21 protein-coding genes, 1 riboswitch and 1 other annotated feature are annotated in these 25220 nt (G+C 39.1%); of the genes, 6 read left to right on the forward strand and 15 right to left on the reverse strand.

Going from position 1 to position 25220, the window contains the following annotated elements:
- Positions 1 to 238 precede the first annotated feature (238 nt).
- The 9 genes from ABVZ64_RS03690 to ABVZ64_RS03730 form a co-directional block, all read right to left on the reverse strand.
- Positions 239 to 1090, reverse strand: coding sequence for a MetQ/NlpA family ABC transporter substrate-binding protein (locus ABVZ64_RS03690; RefSeq protein ID WP_352399710.1), 852 nt, complete (start codon positions 1088 to 1090; stop codon positions 239 to 241).
- 50 nt (positions 1091 to 1140) lie between these two features.
- Entirely contained in the window at positions 1141 to 1800 is a 660-nt protein-coding gene (locus ABVZ64_RS03695) for a methionine ABC transporter permease (RefSeq protein WP_352399711.1), read from the reverse strand.
- Positions 1793 to 2812, reverse strand: a complete 1020-nt coding sequence (locus ABVZ64_RS03700; RefSeq protein ID WP_352399712.1) for a methionine ABC transporter ATP-binding protein — start codon at positions 2810 to 2812, stop codon at positions 1793 to 1795. The genes ABVZ64_RS03695 and ABVZ64_RS03700 overlap by 8 nt, the downstream gene beginning before the upstream one ends.
- A gap of 270 nt (positions 2813 to 3082) precedes the next feature.
- Positions 3083 to 3343 (reverse strand) — a binding site (T-box leader).
- 216 nt (positions 3344 to 3559) lie between these two features.
- On the reverse strand, positions 3560 to 4579 hold the full coding sequence (locus tag ABVZ64_RS03705; protein ID WP_352399713.1) for an LCP family protein: 1020 nt from the start codon (positions 4577 to 4579) through the stop codon (positions 3560 to 3562).
- Between the two features lie 208 nt (positions 4580 to 4787).
- Entirely contained in the window at positions 4788 to 5603 is an 816-nt protein-coding gene (thiD, locus tag ABVZ64_RS03710) for a bifunctional hydroxymethylpyrimidine kinase/phosphomethylpyrimidine kinase (RefSeq protein ID WP_352399714.1), read from the reverse strand.
- A 329-nt stretch (positions 5604 to 5932) separates the two neighbouring features.
- Positions 5933 to 6040, reverse strand: a riboswitch (TPP riboswitch).
- Between the two features lie 53 nt (positions 6041 to 6093).
- Positions 6094 to 7287, reverse strand: a complete 1194-nt coding sequence (locus tag ABVZ64_RS03715) for a phosphatidylinositol-specific phospholipase C/glycerophosphodiester phosphodiesterase family protein (protein WP_352399715.1) — start codon at positions 7285 to 7287, stop codon at positions 6094 to 6096.
- A 53-nt stretch (positions 7288 to 7340) separates the two neighbouring features.
- The gene (locus ABVZ64_RS03720; protein ID WP_352399716.1) at positions 7341 to 7640 is read right to left on the reverse strand and encodes a DUF1292 domain-containing protein; all 300 of its coding nucleotides are present in this window, start codon (positions 7638 to 7640) and stop codon (positions 7341 to 7343) included.
- 67 nt (positions 7641 to 7707) lie between these two features.
- Positions 7708 to 9090, reverse strand: coding sequence for a DEAD/DEAH box helicase (locus ABVZ64_RS03725; protein WP_352399717.1), 1383 nt, complete (start codon positions 9088 to 9090; stop codon positions 7708 to 7710).
- Positions 9091 to 9177: 87 nt separating this feature from the next.
- Positions 9178 to 9876, reverse strand: coding sequence for an N-acetylmuramoyl-L-alanine amidase (locus tag ABVZ64_RS03730; RefSeq protein ID WP_352399718.1), 699 nt, complete (start codon positions 9874 to 9876; stop codon positions 9178 to 9180).
- Between the two features lie 537 nt (positions 9877 to 10413).
- On the opposite strand from ABVZ64_RS03730, the gene serC reads away from it, so the two are divergent.
- The 4 genes from serC (at position 10414) to ABVZ64_RS03750 (ending at position 14240) form a co-directional block, all read left to right on the forward strand.
- Positions 10414 to 11499 (forward strand): 3-phosphoserine/phosphohydroxythreonine transaminase, encoded by a 1086-nt coding sequence (gene serC / locus ABVZ64_RS03735; protein ID WP_352399719.1) that lies wholly within the window; start codon positions 10414 to 10416, stop codon positions 11497 to 11499.
- 10 nt (positions 11500 to 11509) lie between these two features.
- Positions 11510 to 12679 carry a 3-phosphoglycerate dehydrogenase family protein gene (locus tag ABVZ64_RS03740; protein WP_352399720.1) on the forward strand — a complete coding sequence of 390 codons (1170 nt, stop codon included), beginning with the start codon at positions 11510 to 11512 and terminating at the stop codon, positions 12677 to 12679.
- A gap of 14 nt (positions 12680 to 12693) precedes the next feature.
- Positions 12694 to 13944, forward strand: a complete 1251-nt coding sequence (locus ABVZ64_RS03745; RefSeq protein ID WP_352399721.1) for a DUF1015 domain-containing protein — start codon at positions 12694 to 12696, stop codon at positions 13942 to 13944.
- 122 nt (positions 13945 to 14066) lie between these two features.
- Positions 14067 to 14240 carry a hypothetical protein gene (locus tag ABVZ64_RS03750; protein ID WP_352399722.1) on the forward strand — a complete coding sequence of 58 codons (174 nt, stop codon included), beginning with the start codon at positions 14067 to 14069 and terminating at the stop codon, positions 14238 to 14240.
- Positions 14241 to 14355: 115 nt separating this feature from the next.
- On the opposite strand, the gene ABVZ64_RS03755 is transcribed toward ABVZ64_RS03750, so the two are convergent.
- The 3 genes from ABVZ64_RS03755 to ABVZ64_RS03765 all read right to left on the reverse strand — a co-directional run bounded on the left by ABVZ64_RS03755 (position 14356) and on the right by ABVZ64_RS03765 (position 18300).
- The gene (locus ABVZ64_RS03755) at positions 14356 to 15264 is read right to left on the reverse strand and encodes a GGDEF domain-containing protein (protein WP_352399723.1); all 909 of its coding nucleotides are present in this window, start codon (positions 15262 to 15264) and stop codon (positions 14356 to 14358) included.
- Between the two features lie 196 nt (positions 15265 to 15460).
- On the reverse strand, positions 15461 to 17377 hold the full coding sequence (gene wecB / locus ABVZ64_RS03760) for a non-hydrolyzing UDP-N-acetylglucosamine 2-epimerase (protein ID WP_352399724.1): 1917 nt from the start codon (positions 17375 to 17377) through the stop codon (positions 15461 to 15463).
- Positions 17378 to 17421: 44 nt separating this feature from the next.
- Positions 17422 to 18300, reverse strand: a complete 879-nt coding sequence (locus ABVZ64_RS03765) for a fumarylacetoacetate hydrolase family protein (RefSeq protein WP_352399725.1) — start codon at positions 18298 to 18300, stop codon at positions 17422 to 17424.
- 349 nt (positions 18301 to 18649) lie between these two features.
- Here ABVZ64_RS03765 and ABVZ64_RS03770 point away from each other — a divergent pair, with 349 nt between their 5' ends.
- Together ABVZ64_RS03770 and argH are read left to right on the forward strand one after the other, a co-directional pair.
- Complete coding sequence (locus ABVZ64_RS03770) at positions 18650 to 19867, forward strand: argininosuccinate synthase (protein WP_352399726.1); 1218 nt, start codon at positions 18650 to 18652, stop codon at positions 19865 to 19867.
- Between the two features lie 113 nt (positions 19868 to 19980).
- Positions 19981 to 21360 carry an argininosuccinate lyase gene (gene argH / locus ABVZ64_RS03775; RefSeq protein WP_352399727.1) on the forward strand — a complete coding sequence of 460 codons (1380 nt, stop codon included), beginning with the start codon at positions 19981 to 19983 and terminating at the stop codon, positions 21358 to 21360.
- Positions 21361 to 21476: 116 nt separating this feature from the next.
- Here argH and ABVZ64_RS03780 read toward each other — a convergent pair whose 3' ends face one another.
- The 3 genes from ABVZ64_RS03780 to ABVZ64_RS03790 all read right to left on the reverse strand — a co-directional run bounded on the left by ABVZ64_RS03780 (position 21477) and on the right by ABVZ64_RS03790 (position 24792).
- On the reverse strand, positions 21477 to 22127 hold the full coding sequence (locus ABVZ64_RS03780; RefSeq protein ID WP_352399728.1) for an HAD-IA family hydrolase: 651 nt from the start codon (positions 22125 to 22127) through the stop codon (positions 21477 to 21479).
- 141 nt (positions 22128 to 22268) lie between these two features.
- The gene (gene spoIIP, locus ABVZ64_RS03785; protein ID WP_352399729.1) at positions 22269 to 23342 is read right to left on the reverse strand and encodes a stage II sporulation protein P; all 1074 of its coding nucleotides are present in this window, start codon (positions 23340 to 23342) and stop codon (positions 22269 to 22271) included.
- Positions 23343 to 23607: 265 nt separating this feature from the next.
- Positions 23608 to 24792: an aminotransferase-like domain-containing protein gene (locus tag ABVZ64_RS03790; RefSeq protein ID WP_352399730.1), complete on the reverse strand. Its 1185-nt coding sequence runs from the start codon at positions 24790 to 24792 to the stop codon at positions 23608 to 23610.
- Between the last annotated feature and the right edge of the window lie 428 nt (positions 24793 to 25220).

Raw genomic sequence — 25220 nt, forward strand, 5'->3', positions numbered from 1 at the left:
GAATTCAACCTACGTGAATTCCTCCTTTTATTATCAGACAAATTATTCCTGTCTTTAGGTTCTAAGCTCTTTTCACATCAACCTGCAAAAGAGAAAATTTACAAAATCCCTCCCCCAAACAATTACATATTATCAATCTACTAGTCCTCTAAAACTCCACCAGCTATTAAATCATTGATCTGCTTGCTAAAAAAACCTCCGATTTCTTAGAAATCAGAGGTTTTTCTTTTCGTTCAAATTATACGATAGGAGCAACTGCACCACCATACGTATTGGTGATAAAATCTGCCACTGTCTGTCCTTTTAATACTTCAAGCAAAGTAGCTAGTTCAGGTTTTGTTTCATTTCCTGTGTTTACAGCAATAATGTTTGCATAAGTTGTAGCCGCCAAGGAATCTGCCGCTTCAATTGCCAAAGCATCTTCCGTCTTTAAGCCATTTTGCATTGCGTAGTTACCATTAATAACAGCCAAGCTTAAATCACCAATAGATAAAGGTAGCTGTGCTGCTTCCATTTCAATAATTTCAATGTTTTTTGGATTTTCTTTGATATCCAATTTTGTTGCAGAAATACCAGCTTCAGGATTTAACTTAATCAAACCATTTGCTTCCAACAACAACAGCGCACGGCCACCATTTGTACCGTCAGCAGGAATACCAATTTTTGCACCCTCAGGCAATTCAACTAAATCTGTTACAGCTGTACTATAAATACCCATTGGCTCATAGTGAACAGCGCCTAAATTTACTAGTTCTGTGCCATGTTCCTGGTTAAAGGAGTCCAGGTAGGGTTCATGCTGGAAGTAGTTTGCATCCAAGTCTCCACTATCCAAAGCTAAGTTAGGCTGAACATAATCAGTAAATTCAACGATTTCCAAGTTAATTCCTTTTGCAGCCAATTCCTCTTTTGCCGCATTTAAAATTTCTGAGTGGGGTGTTGGAGATGCACCAATCTTTAATGTCACTGCCCCTGCTTCATCACCACCTGCTTCTGCTTCTCCTGGGTTTCCTGCTTCATTTGTGCTGCCACCGCAACCTACAACGCCGAAAGCCAAAACCCCTGTTAATAATAATGCAAAAAATTTCTTCATAATATTCTTCCTCCTCATTCTTTCATTTATATTTGGAAACCCTTTTTGGTTTACAAACGTTTATCTGTTCTTTTTGAAATCTGCATTCCTACCTCTTGTAAAACCTGTACTATTATAACAAGCAGTATTACCATGATGTACATAATGTCTGATTGGCCTCTGTGGTAACCATAATTGATTGCAATAGCACCCAGTCCACCACCTCCTATAAAGCCAGCCATAGCAGAATATCCTAAAATTGTTGTAACAGCGATGGCACTACCAACCAATAATGATGGCTTTGCTTCAGGCAAAAGAACCTTCACCAAAATTTGCATTGGGGATGCACCCATAGATTGGGCAGCCTCCACCACACCTCTTTCGACTTCTTTTAAAGATGATTCAACCAATCTTGCAATAAAAGGTGCTGCAGCCACCAAAAGACCCACAATAGCCGCTTTAGGACCAATCGTAGTACCTACAACCATCTTTGTGAAGGGCATAATGGTTAGCATCAAGATCAGGAAAGGTACGGAGCGAACGATATTAATGAGCACCCCTAGGATTTGATGAATGATGGGCATAGGCCGTACCCCATCCTTATCTGTCATTACCAAAACCAACCCCATGGGTAGGCCAATCAAGTATGCAAAAAAAGTAGATACAATGGTCATATAAATACTTTCCCAAAATGCGGAGCCAATTAAGGCCAATAATCCCTCCTTAAACATACGCAACCTCCTCTACCTCAACATCTCTCGCCTTCAAATATGCTAACATCTTTTCTCTTGTTTCTTTACTTTCTGGCAATTGAATCATCATCTGGCCATATACCTTACCTTCTATCATGCGAGTATTTCCCGAAAGGATATTTACCACTGCGTTACATTCAATCATCATACCACCCAGAATGGGCTCTCCCGAGCTTCCGCCCCTAAATACCACTCGGTAACAGTTGGGAATCGCTCCTTCAAAGGCCTCTCTGTTTTTCCCTTCATGATATACCAACTCTCTACCAGCCTGGGTTTTGGGCGCACGGAAGATTTCCTCCACACTTCCCATTTCTGCAATCTGGCCACCATCAATAATGGCAACACGATTGCAAATTTCTTGAATTACACTCATTTCATGGGTAATCACAACAATGGTAATACCCAATCGTTCATTGATATCTTTCAATAGACGTAATACGCCTGCTGTTGTGTTTGGATCAAGGGCGCTGGTTGCCTCATCACACAAAAGCACTTTTGGTTCTGTTGCCAGGGCTCTGGCAATGGCAACTCTCTGCTTTTGCCCTCCTGAAAGTTGGGATGGGTATGCGCCTAGCCTCTCGCCTAGCCCAACTAATTCTAATAGCTCAGTAGCTCTTGCCTTCGCCTTATCCTTAGAAACACCGGAAATCTCTAACGGAAAACATACATTTTCCAATGCTGTCCTTTGCATCAATAAGTGAAATTGCTGAAATATCATTCCCATGGAGTGCCGTTGCTGCCTTAATTCCTTTTCTGGCAAACAGGTCAGCTCAGTCCCATCAAGGTATACACGCCCCTCTGTTGGTCTTTCCAGTAAGTTAATGCAGCGTACCAGTGTACTCTTTCCCGCACCACTCATTCCGATAATACCAAACACTTCTCCCTTTTGAATCTCCAAATCAATGTTTTTAAGTACTTCCAAGGATCCTCTTTTTTGAGGAAAGCTTTTTGAAATACTTTCTAAATGAATCATAACTTCCTTGTTTCCCATACTTTTACCACCTTTTCCTTCAGCATGCCATAAGAAAAACTTTCATGAATCGTCTATCGCTTTTTGGAACACACCTGGGTTTTCCATACGATACAAAAAATATTGAAAAGCAATACTAGTATTTGCTTTAAAGTAAAATATAATTGTAGTGTTTTGGAGGGTTGGTTTATGGCCATTTCTTTGACTGGAATCATTCCAAAGAAATACCCCCTAAAGTGATCTATACTTTGGAAGCAATTAAAAAAGCCCTCCTCCCAAAGACATTCCTGTCAAAGGGACGAGAGCATACGCTTCGTGATACCACCCTAATTCACCATAACTTCGCAGTTATAGCCTCTGCAAGTACGGGCAAAATACTATGCCGATACTCCGTCGCTATCACGGGCTTTCCCGTCGTAGCCTAAAGGTTAACCCTCTCGGTACGCAGCTCCAAGACCATCTTCCACCTTTTCCGTATTTCCTCCTTCTCAGCTTTTTTGGAGGTTCTCTGTAAAACCATACAAGGTGTACTCTTCTTTTCTTAGCTTTTCTCAATATAGATGAACTAACCTCATTATACAAATTTCAAAGCCTTTGTCAATAAGAAAACTTTTTGTTTCAATAAATAAACATCATTGTGATTAGGCAATTTGTATAAAAAAAACGTCATAATTTATGCAATACATACATATTTTCCGCCATTTTATACTAATAAAAAAACATTCACCGTTTTTTGTTCTTCATTCAAAAGATTTTTCTGCAAAAGAATCATCCAATCTTCACAATTTTTTGTTCAGTAGCTATTTCACTTTCCTCCCCTGTTTCTATGCTATCCTTCCCATACTGGTCAAAAGAGATATCGTGATAGATAAAACTTTCTATCATATCTGCAGCTTGGTCTATATCATACACAAAATACCAAACACCACCAATGGTTTGCCCACCTGATTTAATATTATCATTAGGCATTCCTGCCTGCTCCAAGGAAAGACCACCTTTCATCCCTACCGAAGCAATCTTCAAAATTTCGTCATTACTCAAAGAAGTCTCCACCATTGGCGAAAATTTCTTTACGTAAGAGGGATATAGCAACGGATTGATTTCCAAAGCCTTTTGGAACAAACACTCCAAAACCTTTCGCTGTCTTTCCCCACGCACCACATCCCCGCCAATCTTTCTGATACGAGAGTAGCTTACAGCCTGTGGCCCAGTGAGATGCACTAAGCCCGATTCCTGTAATTTTTCACCCTTTAACAAATAGTTATTAATCTGGTAACGTTCTTCTTCTGTTACCTCCAACTCAATACCACCCATTTCATCAATGACATCTGCCAAAGAATCAAAGTTTACAGAAACATAATCCGTAATGTCTAAGTCAAAATTCTCATTTATTGTCTGTATTGCCAATTCAGGGCCGCCATATGCGTAGGCATGGTTAATCTTCGTTTTCCCATGGTTGGGTACATCCACATAGGTATCTCTTGCTATGGAAATCAACTTTATCTTTCCTGTCTTTCCATTTACCGATGCAATCATAATTGCATCAGAACGTCCTTTGTTTTCTTCATTCTGAGAATCAATGCCAAACAAAGCCACATTCATTATTTTTTGATTTCCATACACCCCTAAATCCTCATTTACAGATAGGGAACCCTCATCAACACTTTGGCGATTCAATCCACCAATAGTATATACAAACACCCCATAAAGTATTGCAAGAAGACCACAAAGCCCCATAAGGGTCAGCATAAGTGTTTTAAAGTATAATTTCCATAGTTTTTTATCCATTAAGGAATATCATCCTTTCTAAAAGTTTCGTCAGAGTTGTTTTTAATTATATGCCTCCCAAGATAAAAAAACAATAAAAAATCCCTTAATACGACAAAACAGCAGAATATAACATTTCATTTATTTTTTCCCACCTACCTAAAATAAAAAGGCAGTAATCCCCTACAAGGAGTTTACCGCCCAATTTCGCTTATTCTTTTGCGTTATCTCAGTCTTTTACTTCATTCCAAATTCCAGCTTTGTTGTAAAGCTGATAAAAATGGTTGGTGGGGCCTACGCCCTTACCAATGTCCAAAGCATGTTCGATTGCTACCGTAATATACTCTTTGGCAATGCGTACTGCTTCTTCCACGGATTTTCCCTTTGCCAAGTTTGCTGCAATGGCTGAGGATAATGTGCATCCAGTACCATGCGTATTTTTTGTTTCAATACGGTCGGAATGCAACGCAATAATTTTTTCACCATCAAATAGTAAATCCGTTGCATCATCCTCCAAATGTCCCCCTTTAATCAACACATTCTTCGCACCCATCTGATGAATGACTCTTGCCGCCAGTTCCATGGAAGGCAAATCATTAATTTTCAGTCCTGTTATAACCTCTGCCTCTGGCAGGTTAGGTGTTACCACAAAGGCCAGAGGAATCAAACGTTTAATTAATGTGTCCTTTGCCTCTGGTTGCATTAGGTCAAAACCGCTTTTTGAGATCATTACGGGGTCAACTACAACATTTGTTGCATGGTACTCCTGCAACTTATCTGCAATGGCATGGATTGTATCAATTTGAGAAACCATACCAATTTTAACGGCACTCACTAGAATGTCGGAATAAATGGCATCAATCTGTCCACGGATGATTTCAGGCGTAATATCCTGACATCCAAAAACCCCTTGGGTATTTTGAACGGTTACTGCTGTGATTACACTCATACCGTATGTACCCTGGGCAGAGAATGTTTTTAAGTCTGCCTGTATACCTGCGCCACCACAAGTGTCAGACCCTGCTATGGTTAAAACGTGCTTCATGCTATCAACCTCCTAAATAAAAGCATTATAAATTACGACCTTAACAAAACTCCAGAACATAATCAATCCAATTGTATTCAAACGTTCTTTAAAAAGCATACACACAGAAGATAAACTTTAAATCTATTTTTATCCTTAAGGCGAAAGGCTGTTTGTATCTTCCCTAAATTCCAACTTAACCATTACGACATCTGCCGTTTCTTATCTTGCATCATCTAAGTCTAACTTGTTCTTACCTTTTATCTGAAAGTACCCAGATTAAAACAATAATCATTGGAAAAATTGTTCAAAAAAGGCACAGCTACGATATCTCGTTTGCTGTGCCCGTTTTCGCAAGTAATACGCTTCCCTACGCTGGTATAACCCAGATCAGGTAGAAAGGGTAACAAGCGAATACGCTTGATTCTCAGCCATAATTGGCACCCCCAGCAAAAATTGATTCCATCCATTTACAAAATAGCACGATTCACACCCTATGTCAAGGATGAAATTAAGCACCAAAGCCTAAGAGATTCACCATTTGATTTAATGAAACATAAACTTCCCCATCCACTAAAATTGGATAGATATTTGTTTCCTTGTCATCGTAAATCAATCGAAAATCCCCTTTTTCCATAATCAACTTTCCACTATGGTTCATCAATAGTTCATTGCCCAATGAGGTAAAAGTTTTGCCCGAAGACAAACTCAATGTTTTATTTTGGCTGTCAAATGTAGCGGAAAAACCCTTTCCTACCTTTGACAGTTGACGTAATGGTACATAATCTTCATTAAAAATTTGTAGTGTATCCAACGTTAGTGACATCTGACCAAAACTCATTGTTTTTTGTACTACTTGCCGACTGTCAGAAAGGCCAACCCATTCTAGTTCATAAGGCTTAATGCGATCTGTATAGATTCCATCCACACCCATTGCCAATAACTCTTCAAATTGCTTGTATCGGTTTATGGTATGGGCATATACCTGAATTCCCTTTGCATGGAGGGTTTCTACTATTGTCTGCGTCACCCGTTCTTTTTGTATGGTGACTGTTCCAATCCCTTTTGCAGCACAAAAATCTGCAATTTTCCCATAATTTGGGTTACTGTTTAAATATAGGGTATAGATCCATTCTTGAAATGGATATATTTCCTTAACCCAATCATGCATTTCTTCATTGTAAATTTGAGGAACGATTCGCTCTAAAACCTTAGGCTCTCCCATAGCTTCAGCAATCTTTTTCAAATCACCAAATTGCCTTTTTACCGTTTCCTGGTCCGTCTCCTTCGTATCTGTAATAATATACACATCGGGATACTCTGCCATCAATCCCAAAACATCAACTGCTGTCATTGGCGTTTGTTCATAAATGATTTTACTATTTTGATAGGTACTTTTATCCATCACCAATGGTGCATTTGCTTCCTGTTCCAAACGATAATAGGTTCCATCCTTCTCAAAATCATGGCGAGCAACCAAAACACCGTCAGATGTGTAGGTAAAATCAACTTCTAAAGCCCGAAAACCGTTTCCCCAGGATGATTCAAAGGCCTCCCTTGAGTTCGTTTCTATCTTTCCTTCTACCTCACCTAATGCGTGGGCAATCAATGGGTTATTCTGCTGCCAACCTCCATAAACGGTGAGTGGCAAGGCAGTTCCTAGCATAGTTGCCAGCATAACTGCTGTCATTCTTTTGCCAATCATTCCCTTCCCTCCCTTAAAAAAACAAAGAACGGGGATTTTCTCCCCGTTTCTTATTATTCTTCCTCGTCGTCAAATAATTCATTGAACGCTTCAGAAACTTTGTCAAACATTGCATCGTCTTCAATCACATTCAATTCAATCTCTTCGCCAATTTCCTTGTATTCATAAAGCAATACTGTTTCATCTTCCAAGGGCATCAATGCGATAAATTCTTTGCCTTCAATGCCTTCAACCTGAAATACACCAAGAATACCACATTCCATTTCTGTATCATCATCCAGTGTTAAAAACATTGTTTCTAATTCCATCTCTTCGTTATCATGTTCATGACCACATTCACAATTATCACACATATTTAGTACCTCCTTTAGGTAAAAAAATTTACCTATCTATCATACCCTATTCTGCGCTTTAGGACAATCACTTTTTTGGGTTTTGCAATCTATTTTTCTCTTTTTCCGCCTGCTTTTTGGCCTTTGCAGCAAAAAAACCTAAATTTTCTTTTTTATCGTCCTGATGATCCTTCTTTTTGTGATTCGCCTTTTTCTGTAAAGAGGAAGTTCTGTTCACCGTTGCTTCTTCATACACCGTTTTTACATCAACACCCTTTTCTTGCAAAGGCTTATTCTTTTTGGGTTTGTCTAAATCCTTTACTGTTTTTCCACTGTCAACAAGCTTGCCAAAGGCCATTTCTTTTTGTATAAAACGAAGCCCCCACACCCTTTCATACTTATGCACCCATTTTCTTTCGTAGGGTGTTACTAGGGTAATGGCTATACCGTGGCTTCCCTTTCTCCCACATCTTCCAGCTCTGTGTAAATAATGAGTAGGCTCCTCAGGAACGTCCATATTGATAATATGGGTTACCCCTTCAATATCAAGACCTCTCGCACCAATATCCGATGCCACCAAAACCTGAATTCTTCCTTGTCGGAAATCATCTAAGGCATTTTTTCGGTCTATCTTGCCAACCTTTCCATAAATCCCTGCTGCCCTAATACCATGAAAGCAAAGCTTATCTACGGTTACCTCTATATTTTCAGGGTTATTCAGAAATACGATGGCTCTTTGTGGTTTCTCTCCAGCCAAAATTTTTCTGATTTGTACAAATTTTTCACGCTGCGTTGTTAATATATAAAAATGAGAAATGCCTTGAGGCACTAAACTCCCTGTTTTTGCCTCAACGGTCAACGCATCTTCTGCCATAAGCTGCTTGCCACGGGCTTTCGTCTCCTGACCTATCGAAGCAGATAGTAACACAACCTGCCTCTCCTTCAAGGTAGATCTTACAACCCCTTCTACATCTTTGAAGTGTCCATCCTCCAAAAGGCGATCTCCTTCATCCAAAACGATGGTCTTAACGGTATGAGCAGATACCTTTTTTCGCTTAATCAAATCTAAAATTCGGCCTGTGGAGCCAATGATTATCCGAGGCTTATCCCTAAGCTTTTCAATCTGGCGTTTCATGCCTGCTGAACCAATAACTAGCATACAGCCAACATCCATCCCACTATTTTTTTCTAATAGCTCTGCCTGATGAAAAACTTGGGCTGCCAATTCATGGGTGGGCGTTAAAATAATTGCTTGAGCACCTTTAACGTTCAAATCTAGGCGTTCAAAAATAGGCAAAAGATACGCAAATGTCTTACCCGATCCTGTTTCCGAGCGACCAATAACATCCTTTCCCGATAAAATCAAAGGTATCATATGCTGTTGTATTTCTGTGGGGGTTTCAATGCCTTGCTTTGCCAAAGCACCCACCAAAGCAGATGATAGCCCCAACGTTTCAAAATTAATTTCCATGTTCTATTCCTTCCTTATTTAAAAGAACAATTCTTTTATCTATTATTTTAATTATAGCCTGTTTTTACCGAGGTGTAAACAAAATCATTACACACCCTCATCATTAGAAAAGTAGTCTATAATACCCAAATAAATTGCCCATGCCAGCTTATCTTGATACGCCTCATCATTCAAAAGTGCTTCTTCTCCTCTGTTTGAAAGAAATCCACATTCCACAATAACAGCTGGTATCTCTGTGGTGCGCAATATGTAATAATCACTATTCTGTTTCGCTTGACGTTTATTCTCACCATCTACGTTGATTTTCAAGCTCTCTTGCACCAACTCGGCCAGTTTTTTTCCATCCTCGCTAGACTTATGATAAAAAACCTGGGCACCTTTTGCCCCAGAGGAGGGAAATGCATTTTGATGAATACTCACTAAGATATCTCCCTCGTTTTCATTGGCAATTTTTTTACGTTCTGCCATGTCCGCCCTTTTTCCTTTACCCAATGCCTCATCCGACGAACGGGTGACAAGCACCGTTGCTCCCCCTTGTTCCAAATATTGTTGTAGCTTCCCCATAACTGCTAAATTAATTTGTTTTTCATCCTCCCCAGTGGTTCCCGTCTTTCCAGGATCCCATCCACCGTGGCCAGCATCTAAAATAACCACTTTTTGATCCACAGGAAGCATTGCCCTAGTACTTTTTTGACTTCCAACAACAGAAATACAAACACACAAGCCAATCACTGCACATAAACAATAAATACTACATTTCTCTTTGACGGAAAATCTTGCTTTCATTTGTCCGCCCCCTTTCTTAATAACCTTATGAAGAAACTTAAAAAAACTTTCTTCAATTCTGTTTTTCTCACTTATATCTGCATTAAAACTTCACAATCCCTTTTTTATCAAATCATGATCCTTCTCAAGTTTAATTTCCACTTATCTTTTCATTGTTTTACACCTAATCCTACATCATTGAATGCAAGAATACAGAAATAGCCTACTATTTTGCTTTTTTCAGCTATTAAAAATAGCATCTTTTAATAGAAAAGCCATTTATACTAAGATGTCCTTTGGCAACTATTCCAAACCAATATTTTTGTTTTTCTTTTTTTCAGCAACATCTGTACATTTTGCCAAGGATTTCACAAAACCCTTCTGCCTTTTTGCCCGTTCCTCCAAAAAAATCGTACCATGCAAGAAAATCCCTCATTTTTGTTGACGGTTTCTCTCAAGGTGTTATAATTCTTCTATGACAAAATTTGAACATTTGACCACCCTATAAAGACAAGACGTCAAATGTCCCATATCAAATTATTTTAGGAGGCTTATTTTATGGAAAAAAGAGTATTCAATTTCTCAGCAGGACCATCCATGCTGCCCGTAGAAGTATTAGAACAAGCACAACGTGAGCTTGTATGTTATCCTTCCTGTGGCATGTCAGTAATGGAGATGAGCCATCGATCTAAAATGTTTGAATCTATCTTAGCAAAAGCACAGGCGGATTTAAAAGAATTGATGAACATCCCGGATAACTACAAAATCTTATTTCTACAGGGAGGTGGCTCTACACAATTTGCCATGATCCCTATGAACTTAATGAATAAAAATAAAAAGGCTGATTACGTTGTTACAGGTCAGTGGGCCAAAAAAGCTGCTGAAGAGGCAAAAAAATATGGCCAAGTTAACATAGTGGCCACATCTGCAGATACAACATTTAACCGCATCCCTCAATTGGACCCATCCAAATTTGCTAACGATGCTGATTATTTCTATATCACTTTGAACAACACCATTTATGGAACCCGTTGGACGGAGTTGCCAAATACTGGAGATGTTCCCTTGGTAGGGGATATGTCATCCTCCATTCTCTCCGAGGAAATTGATGTTTCTAAATTTGGTTTACTTTATGCAGGTGCACAAAAAAACCTTGGGCCTGCCGGTGTAACTGTTGTTATCATTCGAGAAGATTTGATGGGAAATGCTATGGACTTCACACCAACAATGCTTCGCTATGACATCCATGCAGAAAATGATTCTATGTACAACACCCCACCCACATACGGTATCTATTTTATGGGTCTTGTTTTCGATTGGGTTAAGCGTCAGGGCGGTGTTGCCGCACTTCAAAAAATAAACGAATATAAAGCTGCTCTGCTCTATGATTACTTAGATACCTCTTCTTTGTTTAGAGGAACTGTTGTACCAAAAGACCGCTCTTTGATGAACGCACCCTTTATTTTGCCAACAGATGAATTAAATGCAAAATTTATTAAAGAAGCAGAAGCACAGGGGTTTGTTAACCTGAAAGGTCACCGGACCGTTGGCGGAATGCGTGCAAGTATGTATAACGCTATGCCTATAGAAGGCGTAGAACAACTTGTGGCTTTTATGAAAAAATTTGAAATGGAAAACAAATAAGGAGAGTATCATGTTTACAATTCGTACTTTAAACAATATCGCACCGATTGGATTACATAAATTACCGGACAAACACTTTAAAATAGACAACAATGCAGAAAACCCCGATGGCATCATCCTGCGTAGCTTTGATATGCACAACATGGAGTTAAATGATCGTTTGATGGCAGTGGCACGTGCCGGAGCTGGTACAAATAATGTTCCCGTTGAGCGCTGTTCACAAAGGGGTATCCCCGTATTTAACGCCCCTGGCGGTAATGCTAACGCCGTAAAAGAATTGGTCCTTACCGGTCTTTTAATTTCTTCCCGTCGTATTGTTGATGGCTCCCAGTGGGTACAGTCCATTGCCAACAGCGAAACCTTGGAAAAAGATATTGAGTCTGGCAAGAAAAACTTTATTGGCCCTGAAGTTTTAGGCAAAACTTTAGGCGTTATTGGCTTAGGCGCCATTGGTGTTTTGGTTGCAAATGCTGCCCTCGATTTAGGTATGGATGTCATTGGGTATGACCCCTTTCTTTCGTTAGAATCTGCTTGGCATCTTTCCCCATCTGTAGAAAAGGCCGACTCTATGGAAGAAGTTGTTGCAAAAAGCGATTATATCACCATACATATTCCCTTAAATGCAAAAACAAAAAATACTTTTAACGATGATTTATTTGGAAAAACTAAAAAAGGCGCTCGCCTTTTAAACTTTGCAAGAGGCGGTTTGGTAGACAACACTGCTCTTTTAAGCGCGATGGAGCAGGGCATTATTTCTCGATACATTACCGACTTCCCCGAAAAAGAACTACTGGGTCATGAAAATATTATCGTTACACCACACCTTGGCGCATCTACCCCCGAGTCCGAAGAAAATTGTGCTATTATGGTGGCAGAGGAACTAAGGGATTATTTATATTTTGGCAACATTAAAAACTCAGTAAACTTTCCAAACTGCACCGTGCCCTATAACGGAAAACCTCGTATTACCGTTTCTCATAGAAACATTGTAAATATGATTGGTCAGTTGGGTGCTGTGTTCACAAAATATAGCATCAATATCGACAAACTGGTTAATAATTCAAAATGCGAATTGGCTTATAATATTATTGTATGTGATAATTTGCCAGAAAACGAGGCAGAATTAATTCAAGACTTATATGCCATTAACAGCGTTATTAAAGTTCGATTATTGAAATAAGGAGGATAACTATTATGGCTACCATTAGACCCTTTATGGGCATACGTCCCCAAGCAGAATATGCTGAAGCAGTGGCTGCTCTGCCCTACGACGTAATGAATAGTGAAGAAGCAAGAGAAATGGTGCAAGGGAAGCCTTACTCCTTTTTGCATATAGATAAAGCCGAGGTGGATTTACCTCAAGGCACTGATATTTACAGCGATGCTGTTTATGCAAAAGCAAAAGAAAATTTAGAAGATATGATTGCGCAGGGTATTTTCATGCAGGATTTGCTGCCTAATTTGTATATATATCGTTTAACTATGAATGGCAATAGTCAGACTGGCCTTGTAGCCTGCACCTCGATTGATGAGTATTTGAACGGAATCATCAAAAAGCATGAATTGACCCGTGCTGATAAAGAAGCTGACAGGATCCGCCATGTAGATACATTAAATGCAAATACAGGCCCCATCTTCTTGGCATACAAAAATAATGAAACAGCAAGAGTTATTATTGAAGGCTGGAAAACAAGCAACCAGCCCATTTATGATTTTGTTTCAGAAGATGGCATTGGCCACACCGTTTGGGTGGTTGATAGCGACACCGAGATTGGTATTCTGGTGGATTCCTTCAGACAAGTGGAAAATCTTTATATTGCTGACGGACATCACCGTAATGCTTCGGCGGTAAAGGTCGGGTTAAAAAGAAGAGAATTAAAAGAGCTTTACACAGGTGAAGAAGAATATAATTACTACCTTTCTGTTCTTTTCCCAGCGGATGAATTAAAAATTATGGATTATAACCGTGTTGTGAAGGATCTGAACGGCCATACTTCCGAAGAGTTTCTTGCCCTTCTCACCACAAAGTTTGAAGTGGCACCCTATTTGGGGGAAGGCCAGTTAAAGCCACAAAAGCCTCATCAATTTGGCCTATATTTAGAAGGAAAGTGGTTTTCTTTAACAACAAAAGAAGAAATCCTGTCCCATGACCCTGTTTTAGGATTGGATGTTTCCATTTTACAAAAAGAAGTGTTAGAGCCACTTTTGGCTATTGGCGATCCCCGTACAGATAAACGCATCGACTTTGTGGGTGGTATCCGTGGCTTAGCAGAACTTGAAAAAAGGGTGGATAGGGGCGAAATGAAGCTTGCATTCTCCCTCTATCCAACCTCTATGGATGAGTTAATAAGGGTAGCTGATGCAGAGCGTATCATGCCACCTAAATCTACTTGGTTTGAGCCAAAATTAAGAAGTGGACTTTTCCTCCATGATCTAGGAGAATAAAAATATACCTCCATGTGTTAGAAAGTAACTAGCTCCTGGGGGTTTTTATTTTATTTTTTTTATATGTTCAGAGAATAAAAATCTCTCTTTCCCACATAATAAACCAAAAGGAGGGTTTAACTATGAACAAATTTACGACAGGTCTCGTTCTTGGCGGCGTTGCAACTATGGCCGGTATTTCTTATTTGATGCAGGATCAAAAAACTTACCGTAAAATGATGAAAAGAGGCAAAAAAATGGCTGTGAAAGCGGAAGAAGTTATTGATGATATGATGGATGATTTGATTGACAAATAATCACAAAAAAACGACCATACTATTTTCATGGTCGTTATGCATTCTTCCCACTTTGCATAAGATAATTTTTTATAAGACAGCTTTTACGGCTGTCTTATTTTTTTGTGTTAACCCTTTAACCCAACGATTCATTCATTTCCCACAAACAAGTTCCATTTTTGTCTAGATACATTTTTTTATCTGCAACTTCCAACAATTGTTCAATACAGTCAGGAGAGTTGACAAAACTAGGGCTATGAGAAATACCGAAGTCTGCCACTACCCTATATTCTTTGGAAGTATTTATTCTGATTTCCTGTTCCATTTTTTCCTTTATTCTTGCAATAACTTTTTCCGCTGTTCGTGGTTCACAATTTGTTAGAATTATTAAAAATTCATCTCCACCCATACGAACCACAGCACCAATATCACAAATGCTAGCCTGTAGCACATTTGCCACCTGAATCAATACAGCATCCCCCACTGCATGGCCAAACGTGTCATTTATATTCTTAAAATCGTGTAAATCTACCATGATAAATGTAATTGAATCTATGGGTTTTCCCTGACTATGATATAAAAACATTCTTTCATCAAAAAACCTACGGTTATAAACCTTTGTTAACGGATCTTCGTATATTTTTTTCTCTACCATGGCAATTCTCGATTCAAAAGTATTTCTTCCGTAGGCCTCGAAAAACACCTCATCTGTCATCATACATAGTATTTCCATGACAAGGCGGTAAATGGTTCCATCCTCAAGCATAACCTCAACAGGCTTCGCCACTACAAAAAATACTTCATTATTTGCAAATTCGAATTTTGTTAGTCGTTTGTCTAGTTGAAGTGCATGTATACTAATACAATTTTCACAGCGTTCCTCTTTATTCCAAATCTTATGACAAACATAGTCCTCCCAGCCAATTCCACTGTCGTCCATAAGTACTAAAACTCTTCGTTTTATGGGGTCTACCAAACGTATTTTATCAAATATGTGGGATAAATTATCTATGTATCTTTTCATCTCTCGTAAGCTATAATTCATTAAAAACGCCTCCATACTTTTTACGAATGGTTCTATCCTCATTAAATTTCCCATGACGATGTCTCATTTCTTCTATGTTCGTTTGTTTCTTCCCAGACGAAAACCTTAGAATAATATTGAAAAACGATAACCACCCATTTCAGCGATTATCGTCTTTACATAGCATATCGACCATTTCATATTCAATAGTCTTAAGTTATTTAGTTTCTGGTTCCTTTGTTTCATCTGTTTTTATCTTTTCATCAGCACTAGGTTCATCCTCATTGAGGTTCCCTTCTACCAGTTGTTCAGCAACTTCAGTTGCTTCTTCGTTATCCTCATTTTCGTCATCCCAGGAGTCAAAATCCACATCTCCAAAGGTTGATTTTAAGAAATTTTCAGCATCGTCAATTTGGCTCAACTGATCCTGCAAAGAATTTAAAACAGATTCTACATTGCGTGCATATTCTTCTTCTTCTTGAGAAAGACCATTTTCCAAGAGGGGCACATCAGGGCTTTGTGCTGCTTCCTCATCCTGTTGCTCCATCTCCTGGTTGTCAACATCATCCCAGTCTTCAGCCTCATCTCTTGCTTTCTTTTCTTTCATTTTTTCTTTATAATTTTTTACATCGGCTTTAAAACCTTCCATCATTTCTGCCATACGAAATGCTGCGCTTCTAACTGCAGGTTCAAAATCTTCAGCTTTCTCGGAAACCTTATTTGCTACATCCTTTACAACTGGTTGGATTTTTTCTGCCTGCTCACCGACTGCCTTGGCAACAGTATGAAAGGCATCACCAGCCTTTCCTAAAGCGTCATTCATAGTTTTGCTTATTTTTTCCTTATCAAAACTCATGCCGCTTTGCAGTGCCATCAATAGACGTTCTGCCTCCTCTGCATTAATAATACCTTTTTCCAACATATTTAAAATTGCCATTCTTTCGTCCTTCATAGGTTGTTCCTCCTTTTGCTTGGAATTGATACAGATAGTATATTCATCGGGTCCATTCTCCGTTTTGCCAAAAGCAAATAAAATACTTTGGACGATACGCCTGGAGGCTTGTCCATCACCAAAGGGATTTTTTGCTTGTGCCATTTTTGCATAGGCTTGCTCATTATCCAAAAGCTCCTTCGCTGTGGAATAAATTTTCTCCTCATCAGTACCAACAAGCTTTAATGTACCCGCTTCAACACCTTCAGGTCTTTCTGTAACATTACGCAATACCAAAACAGGTTTACCCATTGAAGGAACTTCCTCCTGGAGTCCACCGCTATCAGTCAAAACCAAATAGGAACGGCACATCAAATTATGCATATCCTTTAAATCCAGAGGATCTGTCAGATGAATCCTCTCTACTTGACCAAGTATTCTGTTTACCGGTTCCATAACCGCAGGGTTTTTGTGCACAGCATAAACAACTTCAACATCCGGGTATTGTTCCACCAAGCGCTTTACGCTGCGACAAATATTCTCCAAAGGCTCCCCAAGATTTTCACGTCTGTGGGCAGTCATGGCAATGACACGTCTATTTTTAAAATCAATGTGATTCAGCTCATCCACAGTAAAAGTATATTCTTCTTCAATGGTATGTGCTAAAGCATCAATAACTGTATTTCCTGTGACAAAAATAGTGCTTTCATCAACATTTTCTTTCAAAAGATGTTCCTTTGCCAAAGAAGTAGGTGCAAAATGTAAATCTGTTAAAGCTCCTGTTAGCCGACGATTCATCTCCTCTGGGAAAGGTTGATACTTATCATAGGTACGCAGTCCCGCTTCCACATGCCCTACCTTTGTTTGGTTATAATATGCAGCCAAAGCTCCCGCAAAAGTGGTGGAGGTATCGCCGTGGACCAAAACGATGTCTGGATTTTCCTTAGCCATCACCTCTTCCAAACCCGTTAAAGCTCTGGTTGTAATTCCTGCCAAAGTTTGGCGTGACTGCATGATATCCAAGTCATAGGAAGGTTGCAAATCAAAGATTTGTAAAACCTGATCCAACATTTCTCTGTGCTGGGCCGTTACACAAACAATGCTTTCTACCTGTTCATTTTTTTCCAGTTCTTTCACAAGGGGGGCCATTTTTATTGCCTCTGGCCTTGTTCCAAAAACACTCATCACTTTAATTTTATTCATGGTTCGTGCCGCGCTCCTTTTATATCTATTTTGAGCAATTATTTTTATTTAATGTAATTCGTTATAGAACCGATGCCATCAATCTCACATCGAACTACATCGCCTTTTTGCAAAAATTTCGGGGGATCAAATCCCATTCCAACACCCGCAGGTGTTCCCATGGCAATAATTGTTCCTGCTTTTAAGGTCATCCCCTGGGACAGCTTACTAATAACTTCTGCAATCCCGGTAATCATCATAGAAGTATTACTATCCTGTCTTAATTCATCATTAACATAGCAACGGATACCCAGTGTGGGAGGGTTCTCAAATTCATTTTTGGATACAATCCAAGGTCCCATAGAGGTGAAATTATCTAAACTCTTACCAAAGTACCACTGCTTATGGGCAGTCTGCAAGTTTCTTGCACTAAAATCATTTACGATTGTATACCCAAATACATAATCAAAGGCATCTTTTTCCGCAACATTTTTTGCATCTTTACCAATAACAACGCCCAATTCCACTTCGTAATCCATGCCATCAACAATGTCCCAATGGCCATCAACCATTTCTTCATCAGCAACAGCTACATTTACACGCTTAGAAAAGAAAATAGGAACAGGTCTTTCACCACCAAATGCTTCCCCATGAAATTTTGCAGCTTCTTCAGCATGTGCATAATAATTAATACCCAGGCAAATCATATCTTGTTTGGGTTCTGGAATAGGAGAAATAACTTTTAATTCTCTAATGGGAATACCTCTCATCAATTCCTTGTTTTTTTTCAGCTTTCTTTCCTTTTCTGGTGTCATCAAATCTAAAAATTCATTCATGTTATGCGCAGTACAACCTAAGTAATTTACAGGTACAACTTCAGATCCATCGTCTTTCAGTACACCAACTTCAACCCTACAACCACGTTTAAATGTTAAAACTTTCATATGCAACACCCTCCTTTTATCTGTTCTCTTTCGTAAACAAAATTCTTTCTAGTTTACATCATACCATAAAATATACATCAAGCAAAGAGCAAACCTTTGAAATCATAATGTATACACAGTGGTATAAACTGGTTTTTTATTTTTGCATAATTATACTATTAAGATTCACATTATCCATCAAAAATGGACAAAAGTTCAGTGGAGCGTCTAATCATTTTAATATTAATACACAAATAGGATTATTTTTATCATTTTCTATTGCATTTCCCCCCTCTATTATGTATAATCCATTTATATTATTCATTTCATTAAATATTAATTTGGAAACAATAAGGAGGAAACGGTCATTATGAAAGAAAAAATAGTTTTAGCATATTCCGGCGGTCTAGACACTTCCGTTATTATCCCTTGGTTAAAAGAAAACTATGACGCTGAAGTTATTGCTGTTTGTGGCGATGTAGGCCAAGGCAAAGAAACCGATGGCTTAGAGGAAAAAGCACTTCGCACTGGTGCAAGCAAGCTCTACATAGCTGATTTAACTGAAGAATTCATCACAGATGCAATCTATCCTTGCATCAAAGCAAATGCTGTTTATGAAGGAAAGTATCTTTTAGGTACCTCTATGGCAAGACCAATCATTGCAAAAAAATTGGTTGAAATTGCAAAGCAGGAAGGAGCTACTGCAATTTGCCACGGGGCAACAGGCAAAGGAAATGATCAGGTTCGTTTTGAACTGACCATTAAGGCATTGGCACCCGAATTGAAAATTATTGCTCCTTGGAGATTGGATACATGGGGTATGGAAAGCCGCGAAGACGAAATGGCTTATTTAGAAGCACGAGGAATTCCTTTCCCAGTGAAAAAAGATGATTCTTATAGCCGTGACCGTAACATTTGGCACTTAAGCCACGAAGGCTTGGAGCTAGAAGATCCTGCGAATGAACCAAACTTTAATCACATTTTACAAATGGGCGTATCCCCAGAAGATGCTCCTGATGTACCCGAATATGTAACCGTTGATTTTGAATCTGGTATTCCTGTTGCAGTAAACGGAGAAAAGTTAGCACCCGTTGCTTTACTCACAAAACTGAACGAAATCGGCGGAAAGAACGGCATCGGCATTACCGATATTTGTGAAAACCGCGTAGTAGGTATGAAATCTCGTGGAGTATATGAAACACCCGGCGGCGCCATCCTCTACTATGCACACCGGGAATTAGAATATCTTTGCTTAGACAAAAAGACCCAGGCCTTTAACGAAGTTGCAAGCAACAAATTTACTGAATTGGTATATAGTGGTGAATGGTTCACGCCATTAAGAGAAGCGTTGAGCAGCTATTTTGACTTTACAAATGCCACTGTTACAGGGTCTGTCAAGATGAAACTATACAAAGGCAATATCATTTCTGCAGGCTCCACATCTCCTTACAGCCTGTACAATGAATCCATGGCAAGCTTTACAACAGGCGAGCTCTATAATCATAAAGATGCAGATGGCTTTATCAATCTGTTTGGTCTGCCTTTAAAGGTTCGTGCAATGATGATGCAAAATATCCAGAACAAATAATTAGAAAACCTTTTTTGGGGCTTTGCCCCATACCCAATTGTCCATAAATGGCCTGCGGGTTTGGAGCAAAGCCCTGTGATTTTACAACAAAGATAAGAAAGGATGCGTGCTTTATGAAACTTTGGGGCGGCCGTTTTACTAAATCTACCGATAGCTTCACCGACCATTTTCACTCCTCCATCTCCTTCGACAGCCGTATGTATCAAGAAGATATTACAGGCAGTATAGCTCATGCAGCAATGCTTGGTAAACAGGGTATTATACCCAAGGAAGATTCCGATTTAATCATAACCACATTACAAGAGATACTGGCCGATATCGAAAAAGGGGAAATTTCCTTTGACGAAAAAGCAGAAGATATCCACATGAACGTGGAGTCTATCCTAATTAGCCGTATTGGCAATGTTGGCAAGAGACTGCATACAGGTAGAAGCCGAAACGACCAGGTGGCCTTGGATACACGTATGTATACAAAAAAAGAGATTAAAACAGTTCAGTCCTTGCTAAAAGAACTGATGGAAGTTTTAAATAACCTAGCTGGAAAGCATACAGAAACCATTATGCCTGGCTATACCCATCTGCAAAGAGCACAACCGGTGACCCTTGCACACCACCTTTTGGCCTATATTGAAATGTTTAAAAGGGATTATGATCGCTTATCTGATTGCTTGAAACGCACAGATGTATTGCCTTTAGGAAGTGGTGCATTGGCAACCACAACCTATCCCTTAGACCGTGATTTTGTTGCAGAGCAGCTGGGATTTTCTGCAATCACGCAAAATAGTATGGATGGTGTTTCTGATCGTGATTTTTGTGTTGAATTCGTTTCCAATCTTTCCATTATGATGATGCACCTCAGCCGTTTTTGCGAAGAAATTATCCTTTGGAGCAGCCATGAATTTCGCTTTATAGAGCTGGATGATGCCTATTCCACAGGCTCAAGCATTATGCCTCAAAAGAAAAACCCAGATATGGCTGAACTAATCCGTGGCAAAACAGGCAGAGTGTACGGCCACCTAATGGGACTTCTGACTACTATGAAGGGTTTACCTCTGGCTTATAACAAAGATATGCAGGAGGACAAAGAAGCACTGTTTGATGCCATAGATACTATAAAAATGTGTGTACCCGTATTCACCAATATGATTGCCTCCGTTACCGTAAGAGAGGAAAACATGCTGGAAGCGGCAAAAGGCGGCTTTACCAATGCAACTGATGCTGCCGACTGGCTGGTGAAACAAGGTGTTCCTTTTAGGGATGCCCATGAAATCATTGGGAAGTTGGTACTTTATTGTATACAAAACAACACCAACTTGGACGACCTTTCTCTTGGGGAATATAAGGCCATCTCTCCTGTTTTCAATGAAAGTGTTTATGCTGCTATCTCTGTAAAGCAGTGCGTAGAAGCAAGAAATGTTGTTGGAGGCCCAGCAAAATCAGTAACCACAAAAGCAATAGCATTTAATAAAGTATACTTGGAATCCTTGATTTAAACAAAAAGACTGAATAAGCCTTTTCAAAGTTTTCTATGTCTTTGCGCAGTGTAGTAATATGCTTAGACATCAAAAAGGGTAGTTGCAAAATTGCAACTACCCTTTCATTGCCCAAATTAAAACATATTCACAACAGCCTGAGGCGTAGCTCCTATATAATCAGCACCACAAGCTTCAAATTCATCTCTATCTCCATAGCCATATTCAATGGCAATACAAGGAATCCCCACTGAATGCGCTCCTTCAACGTCAAACTTTCGATCGCCCACCATAATTACATCTGATTTTGATACGTTCATTACCTCCATTACATGTGCAATCACTTTGGCTTTTGTGTCTCTCCCAAGTTCTCGATTATCCCCACCAATCACCTCGAAATACTGGTCAATTTTGAAGTGCTTCAAAATTCGCACTGCTGTTTCCTCTTTTTTAGAAGTTGCAACTGCCAAGCGCTTCCCCTTTTTCTTTAATTCCTGCAACATTTCAGGAATACCTTCATAGACCTTGTTCTCAAACAACCCAACTGTTGCATATCTTTCTCTAAAAAATTCCAATGCTCTATGGGCATCTTCCTGATTCATATTAAAATCTTCAGTAAAGGTTTTTATCAACGGTGGCCCTACAATAAACTTCAAGTCTTTATCGGACCATTTTTCAATGCCCATCTTCTCCTGCATATGCTGTGCTGAACGAATAACCCCCTCAGCCGAATCCGTCAATGTGCCATCTAAATCAAATAGTATGGTGTTTTTTTCTATCTTCATCATATTTCCACTCCCATCCCAATAATGCCCTACTCAAGTAGCATTTATCAAAATTAGGGGATCATACCCCCACTCTATTAAGTTTGATTTATTTTACCTCAAATACCTAATCTGTGCAAACAAAAAACCCCCTAAAGTTCTCCTTTAAGGGGTATCATTCAATAGTACTTCTGCCAAAATTTTAGCCAGTGGCTTCATTGCATTCTTTGCTTCTTGCTTGGTATTCGTCTGCGCACCCACCTCAATTAGTGCAGAACGGGGCATATAGTGTAAAATAAACCGATAGGGATTCAGATAAATTTTCCTTGTAAACCCAGGGTAGTTTTGTCCTGCCAATGTTTGCATCTGAAGGCTAAAAGCCAGATTCTGTTTGATATACTTATTATCCAACCACGTAACAGGCTCAGGCTGACCATTTTTACTTAAACGACAAATTCCATTTACAAACATTACCTTTGCACAAGATTTCCCTTCTATTTGGGTAACAAGCCTTGTGTCATCAGGCACGCCATCTCGATGTAAATCAATACATACCTCAATGGATGGGTACTTTTTTAATATCTCCTCAACCGCTGGGCCACTACGTTCATATGCCCCCGTCCGTTGACCAACACCATTTACAACATCATAAACTCCCGTATGGTGCAATACCCCAATACCATAGTCCTCTTCCAGTATTCGTTTGAGCTCCTCACCAACCCCACATATCCCTTCATCAAGCCCTTTGGACATATCGCTATCAACAAAATCCTCATTGGTATGTGTATGAAATATCAAAATCTTAGGCTCTTTTGTAGTGGGTTGTATGGAAAAATCCATTGACAAGGCCTCATCCACATTAATATCACCTTCTAATAGAGTCGTTCTTGCATCCACGGTATAAAAGTTGCTTTTCAAGTACGAAAAGTCCTTCATCTTTTCAAGAACTTCAGCTGTAATGCCCAAACCTTCTCCGCCGCTATGTATTTCGTGCTTTTGTTCAAACTCCACATCCTTAACACCCCAAATAGCAACAGTAGCACTTTCCTTAGTCGTCTCTTTTTCCGACCACAGACTTTGTATAGACAATGACCCATGGGGTACTTGTCCCGGCAGCACTTCCGCCAAAAGCCATCGTCCACCACCCATCTGCAAAAAAAGCGGTATGGATAGCAGAAAAAGCAAAAGTCCAAAAAGGCTTAGGCCGAGTTGTTGTCCTCTGCCACCTTTTTGCTCCACTGACACCGCCTCCCTTCATACAAAGTTTATGCCATTATTAAACAGCATAGAACAAGAATATATAGAAGGGGAAAGTATCCAATAATCTGTAACACCTCTAGCTTCCAGGCTCAAAATGAACCCACTTTTATTTTACGAAATAAAAAAAACTGGGTAAAATACACCCAAGTTTTTTGCTTTTTTCTATAACACAAGACCCCCGCAGATGTAACTACGAGGGTCCTATGCATATGGAGTTATGGTTTGTATGCTCAAAGAAACAAGATTATCTCAAGTTTGCTTTGATTACGTCAGCAATACGCTTAATGCCTTCTGCAATCTTTTCTTCAGGCATGCAAGAGTAGTTCATACGGAATGTATTTTCATGTCCACCGTTAGGGAAGAAACCGCCACCTGGAACATATGCAACTTTCTGTTCTAAGCACTGTTTTGCCAATTCTTTTGCGTTCATATATTCAGGTAATACAACCCATGTAAACAAACCACCATCGGGGTGTGTCCATGTGCATTCTTTAGGGAAATGTTCCTCCATTGTTTTCAACATACAGTCACGTCTCTTACGATATACTTCTTTGATCTTTGCTACGTGCTCATCCAAATCGTACATTTCTAAGAAAGTGTTTGTTTCCAACTGAGCAACAGTAGAAGCCTGAAGGTCAGAAGCCTGTTTCATAAAGTTAAATTTTGCAAGAATTTCATCCTCTGCGCAAACCCAACCCAATCTGTAGCCAGGGGCTAAAATCTTAGAGAATGTACCCAAGAAAATAACCAAGCCCTTTGTATCCAAAGATTTCAAAGAAGGCATGTTTTCGTTTTCAAAACGCAATTCGCCATAAGGGTTATCTTCGATAACAGGAATTTCAAATTTATTGATAATCTCCATGAATTTCTCACGTCTTTCCAATGTCCATGTTCTGCCGGAGGGATTCTGGAAATCAGGAATAACATAAATCATTTTTACATTTTCAGTGGAAGCCAGAACTTTTTCCAATTCTTCCATAATCATACCGTTGTTGTCGGTAGGAATTTCAATAAAGTTAGGTTCACAAGCCTTAAACGCATTAACGGCACCTAAGTAAGAAGGGCTTTCCAAAAGTACAACATCGCCTTTGTTTAAGAAAACACGGGCAGAAAAATCAAGGCCTTGCTGAGAGCCACTGGTAACCAAAACATGGTCAATATCTGTATCAATATTGTTTTTTGCTTTCATTCTATCTACAATTTTCTGTCTAAGTGCAGGAATACCTTCTGTAGAAGTATACTGCAGGGCAACACGGCCCATTTCATCCAAAGTTTTAACTGATGCAGCTTTCATGCCTTCAACGGGAAATAATTCGGGTGCGGGCATACCACCTGCAAAAGAAATAATATCAGGCTGAGATGTAAGCTTAAGCAACTCTCTAATTTCAGAGCCAGTCAAAAGATTCATTCTGTCTGCAAAACGTACCATAGGGTTCTTCCTCCTTAAAAATCAAAAAATAATCGTTGTCTGACAAGGGGCTTATTTTTCTAGTACATTGACAAATCAATTAAAATATTCCTCTTTAACCTTATTAAAACACAAAAAATCAACAAAGTCAATGCAAATTGAAAAAGGCACTGCTGAAAAATAGCATAAAACCCATTCTCAAATAAGTATTTTTTTGTACAAAAACCAAAACAATTTTCAATTTTTCTTAAAATACGACCCCAAAATTGTACTTATATAAAAACAATTCAACCAAAAGGGCATCTGTATTCTCCATTATTTTTGTATGTATTTTTAAACATGATTTATTTTTCGCCTTAAATTTATTAAAAAAACTTACATACCACCATTTTAACATTTTCTTTTTAAGAAACTTTATCTCATTTTTAATAGAAAAACCCTCCGAATTC

Origin of the sequence: Anaerotignum sp. (assembly GCF_040307045.1) — a bacterium.
Classification (GTDB): Bacteria; Bacillota; Clostridia; order Lachnospirales; family Anaerotignaceae; genus Chakrabartyella.

Coding starts and splice junctions, on each gene's coding strand:
- ABVZ64_RS03695 (WP_352399711.1), bottom strand. CDS start 1,800: ATGTTTAAGGAGGGATTATTGGCCTTAATTGGCTCCGCATTTTGGGAA.
- ABVZ64_RS03765 (WP_352399725.1), bottom strand. CDS start 18,300: ATGAAAGTTTTAACATTTAAACGTGGTTGTAGGGTTGAAGTTGGTGTA.
- argH (WP_352399727.1), top strand. CDS start 19,981: ATGAAACTTTGGGGCGGCCGTTTTACTAAATCTACCGATAGCTTCACC.
- ABVZ64_RS03790 (WP_352399730.1), bottom strand. CDS start 24,792: ATGGTACGTTTTGCAGACAGAATGAATCTTTTGACTGGCTCTGAAATT.
- ABVZ64_RS03690 (WP_352399710.1), bottom strand. CDS start 1,090: ATGAAGAAATTTTTTGCATTATTATTAACAGGGGTTTTGGCTTTCGGC.
- ABVZ64_RS03750 (WP_352399722.1), top strand. CDS start 14,067: ATGAACAAATTTACGACAGGTCTCGTTCTTGGCGGCGTTGCAACTATG.
- ABVZ64_RS03730 (WP_352399718.1), bottom strand. CDS start 9,876: ATGAAAGCAAGATTTTCCGTCAAAGAGAAATGTAGTATTTATTGTTTA.
- ABVZ64_RS03705 (WP_352399713.1), bottom strand. CDS start 4,579: ATGGATAAAAAACTATGGAAATTATACTTTAAAACACTTATGCTGACC.
- ABVZ64_RS03715 (WP_352399715.1), bottom strand. CDS start 7,287: ATGATTGGCAAAAGAATGACAGCAGTTATGCTGGCAACTATGCTAGGA.
- ABVZ64_RS03720 (WP_352399716.1), bottom strand. CDS start 7,640: ATGTGTGATAATTGTGAATGTGGTCATGAACATGATAACGAAGAGATG.
- thiD (WP_352399714.1), bottom strand. CDS start 5,603: ATGAAGCACGTTTTAACCATAGCAGGGTCTGACACTTGTGGTGGCGCA.
- serC (WP_352399719.1), top strand. CDS start 10,414: ATGGAAAAAAGAGTATTCAATTTCTCAGCAGGACCATCCATGCTGCCC.
- ABVZ64_RS03770 (WP_352399726.1), top strand. CDS start 18,650: ATGAAAGAAAAAATAGTTTTAGCATATTCCGGCGGTCTAGACACTTCC.
- ABVZ64_RS03725 (WP_352399717.1), bottom strand. CDS start 9,090: ATGGAAATTAATTTTGAAACGTTGGGGCTATCATCTGCTTTGGTGGGT.
- ABVZ64_RS03700 (WP_352399712.1), bottom strand. CDS start 2,812: ATGGGAAACAAGGAAGTTATGATTCATTTAGAAAGTATTTCAAAAAGC.
- ABVZ64_RS03745 (WP_352399721.1), top strand. CDS start 12,694: ATGGCTACCATTAGACCCTTTATGGGCATACGTCCCCAAGCAGAATAT.
- ABVZ64_RS03780 (WP_352399728.1), bottom strand. CDS start 22,127: ATGATGAAGATAGAAAAAAACACCATACTATTTGATTTAGATGGCACA.
- ABVZ64_RS03755 (WP_352399723.1), bottom strand. CDS start 15,264: ATGAATTATAGCTTACGAGAGATGAAAAGATACATAGATAATTTATCC.
- ABVZ64_RS03740 (WP_352399720.1), top strand. CDS start 11,510: ATGTTTACAATTCGTACTTTAAACAATATCGCACCGATTGGATTACAT.
- wecB (WP_352399724.1), bottom strand. CDS start 17,377: ATGAATAAAATTAAAGTGATGAGTGTTTTTGGAACAAGGCCAGAGGCA.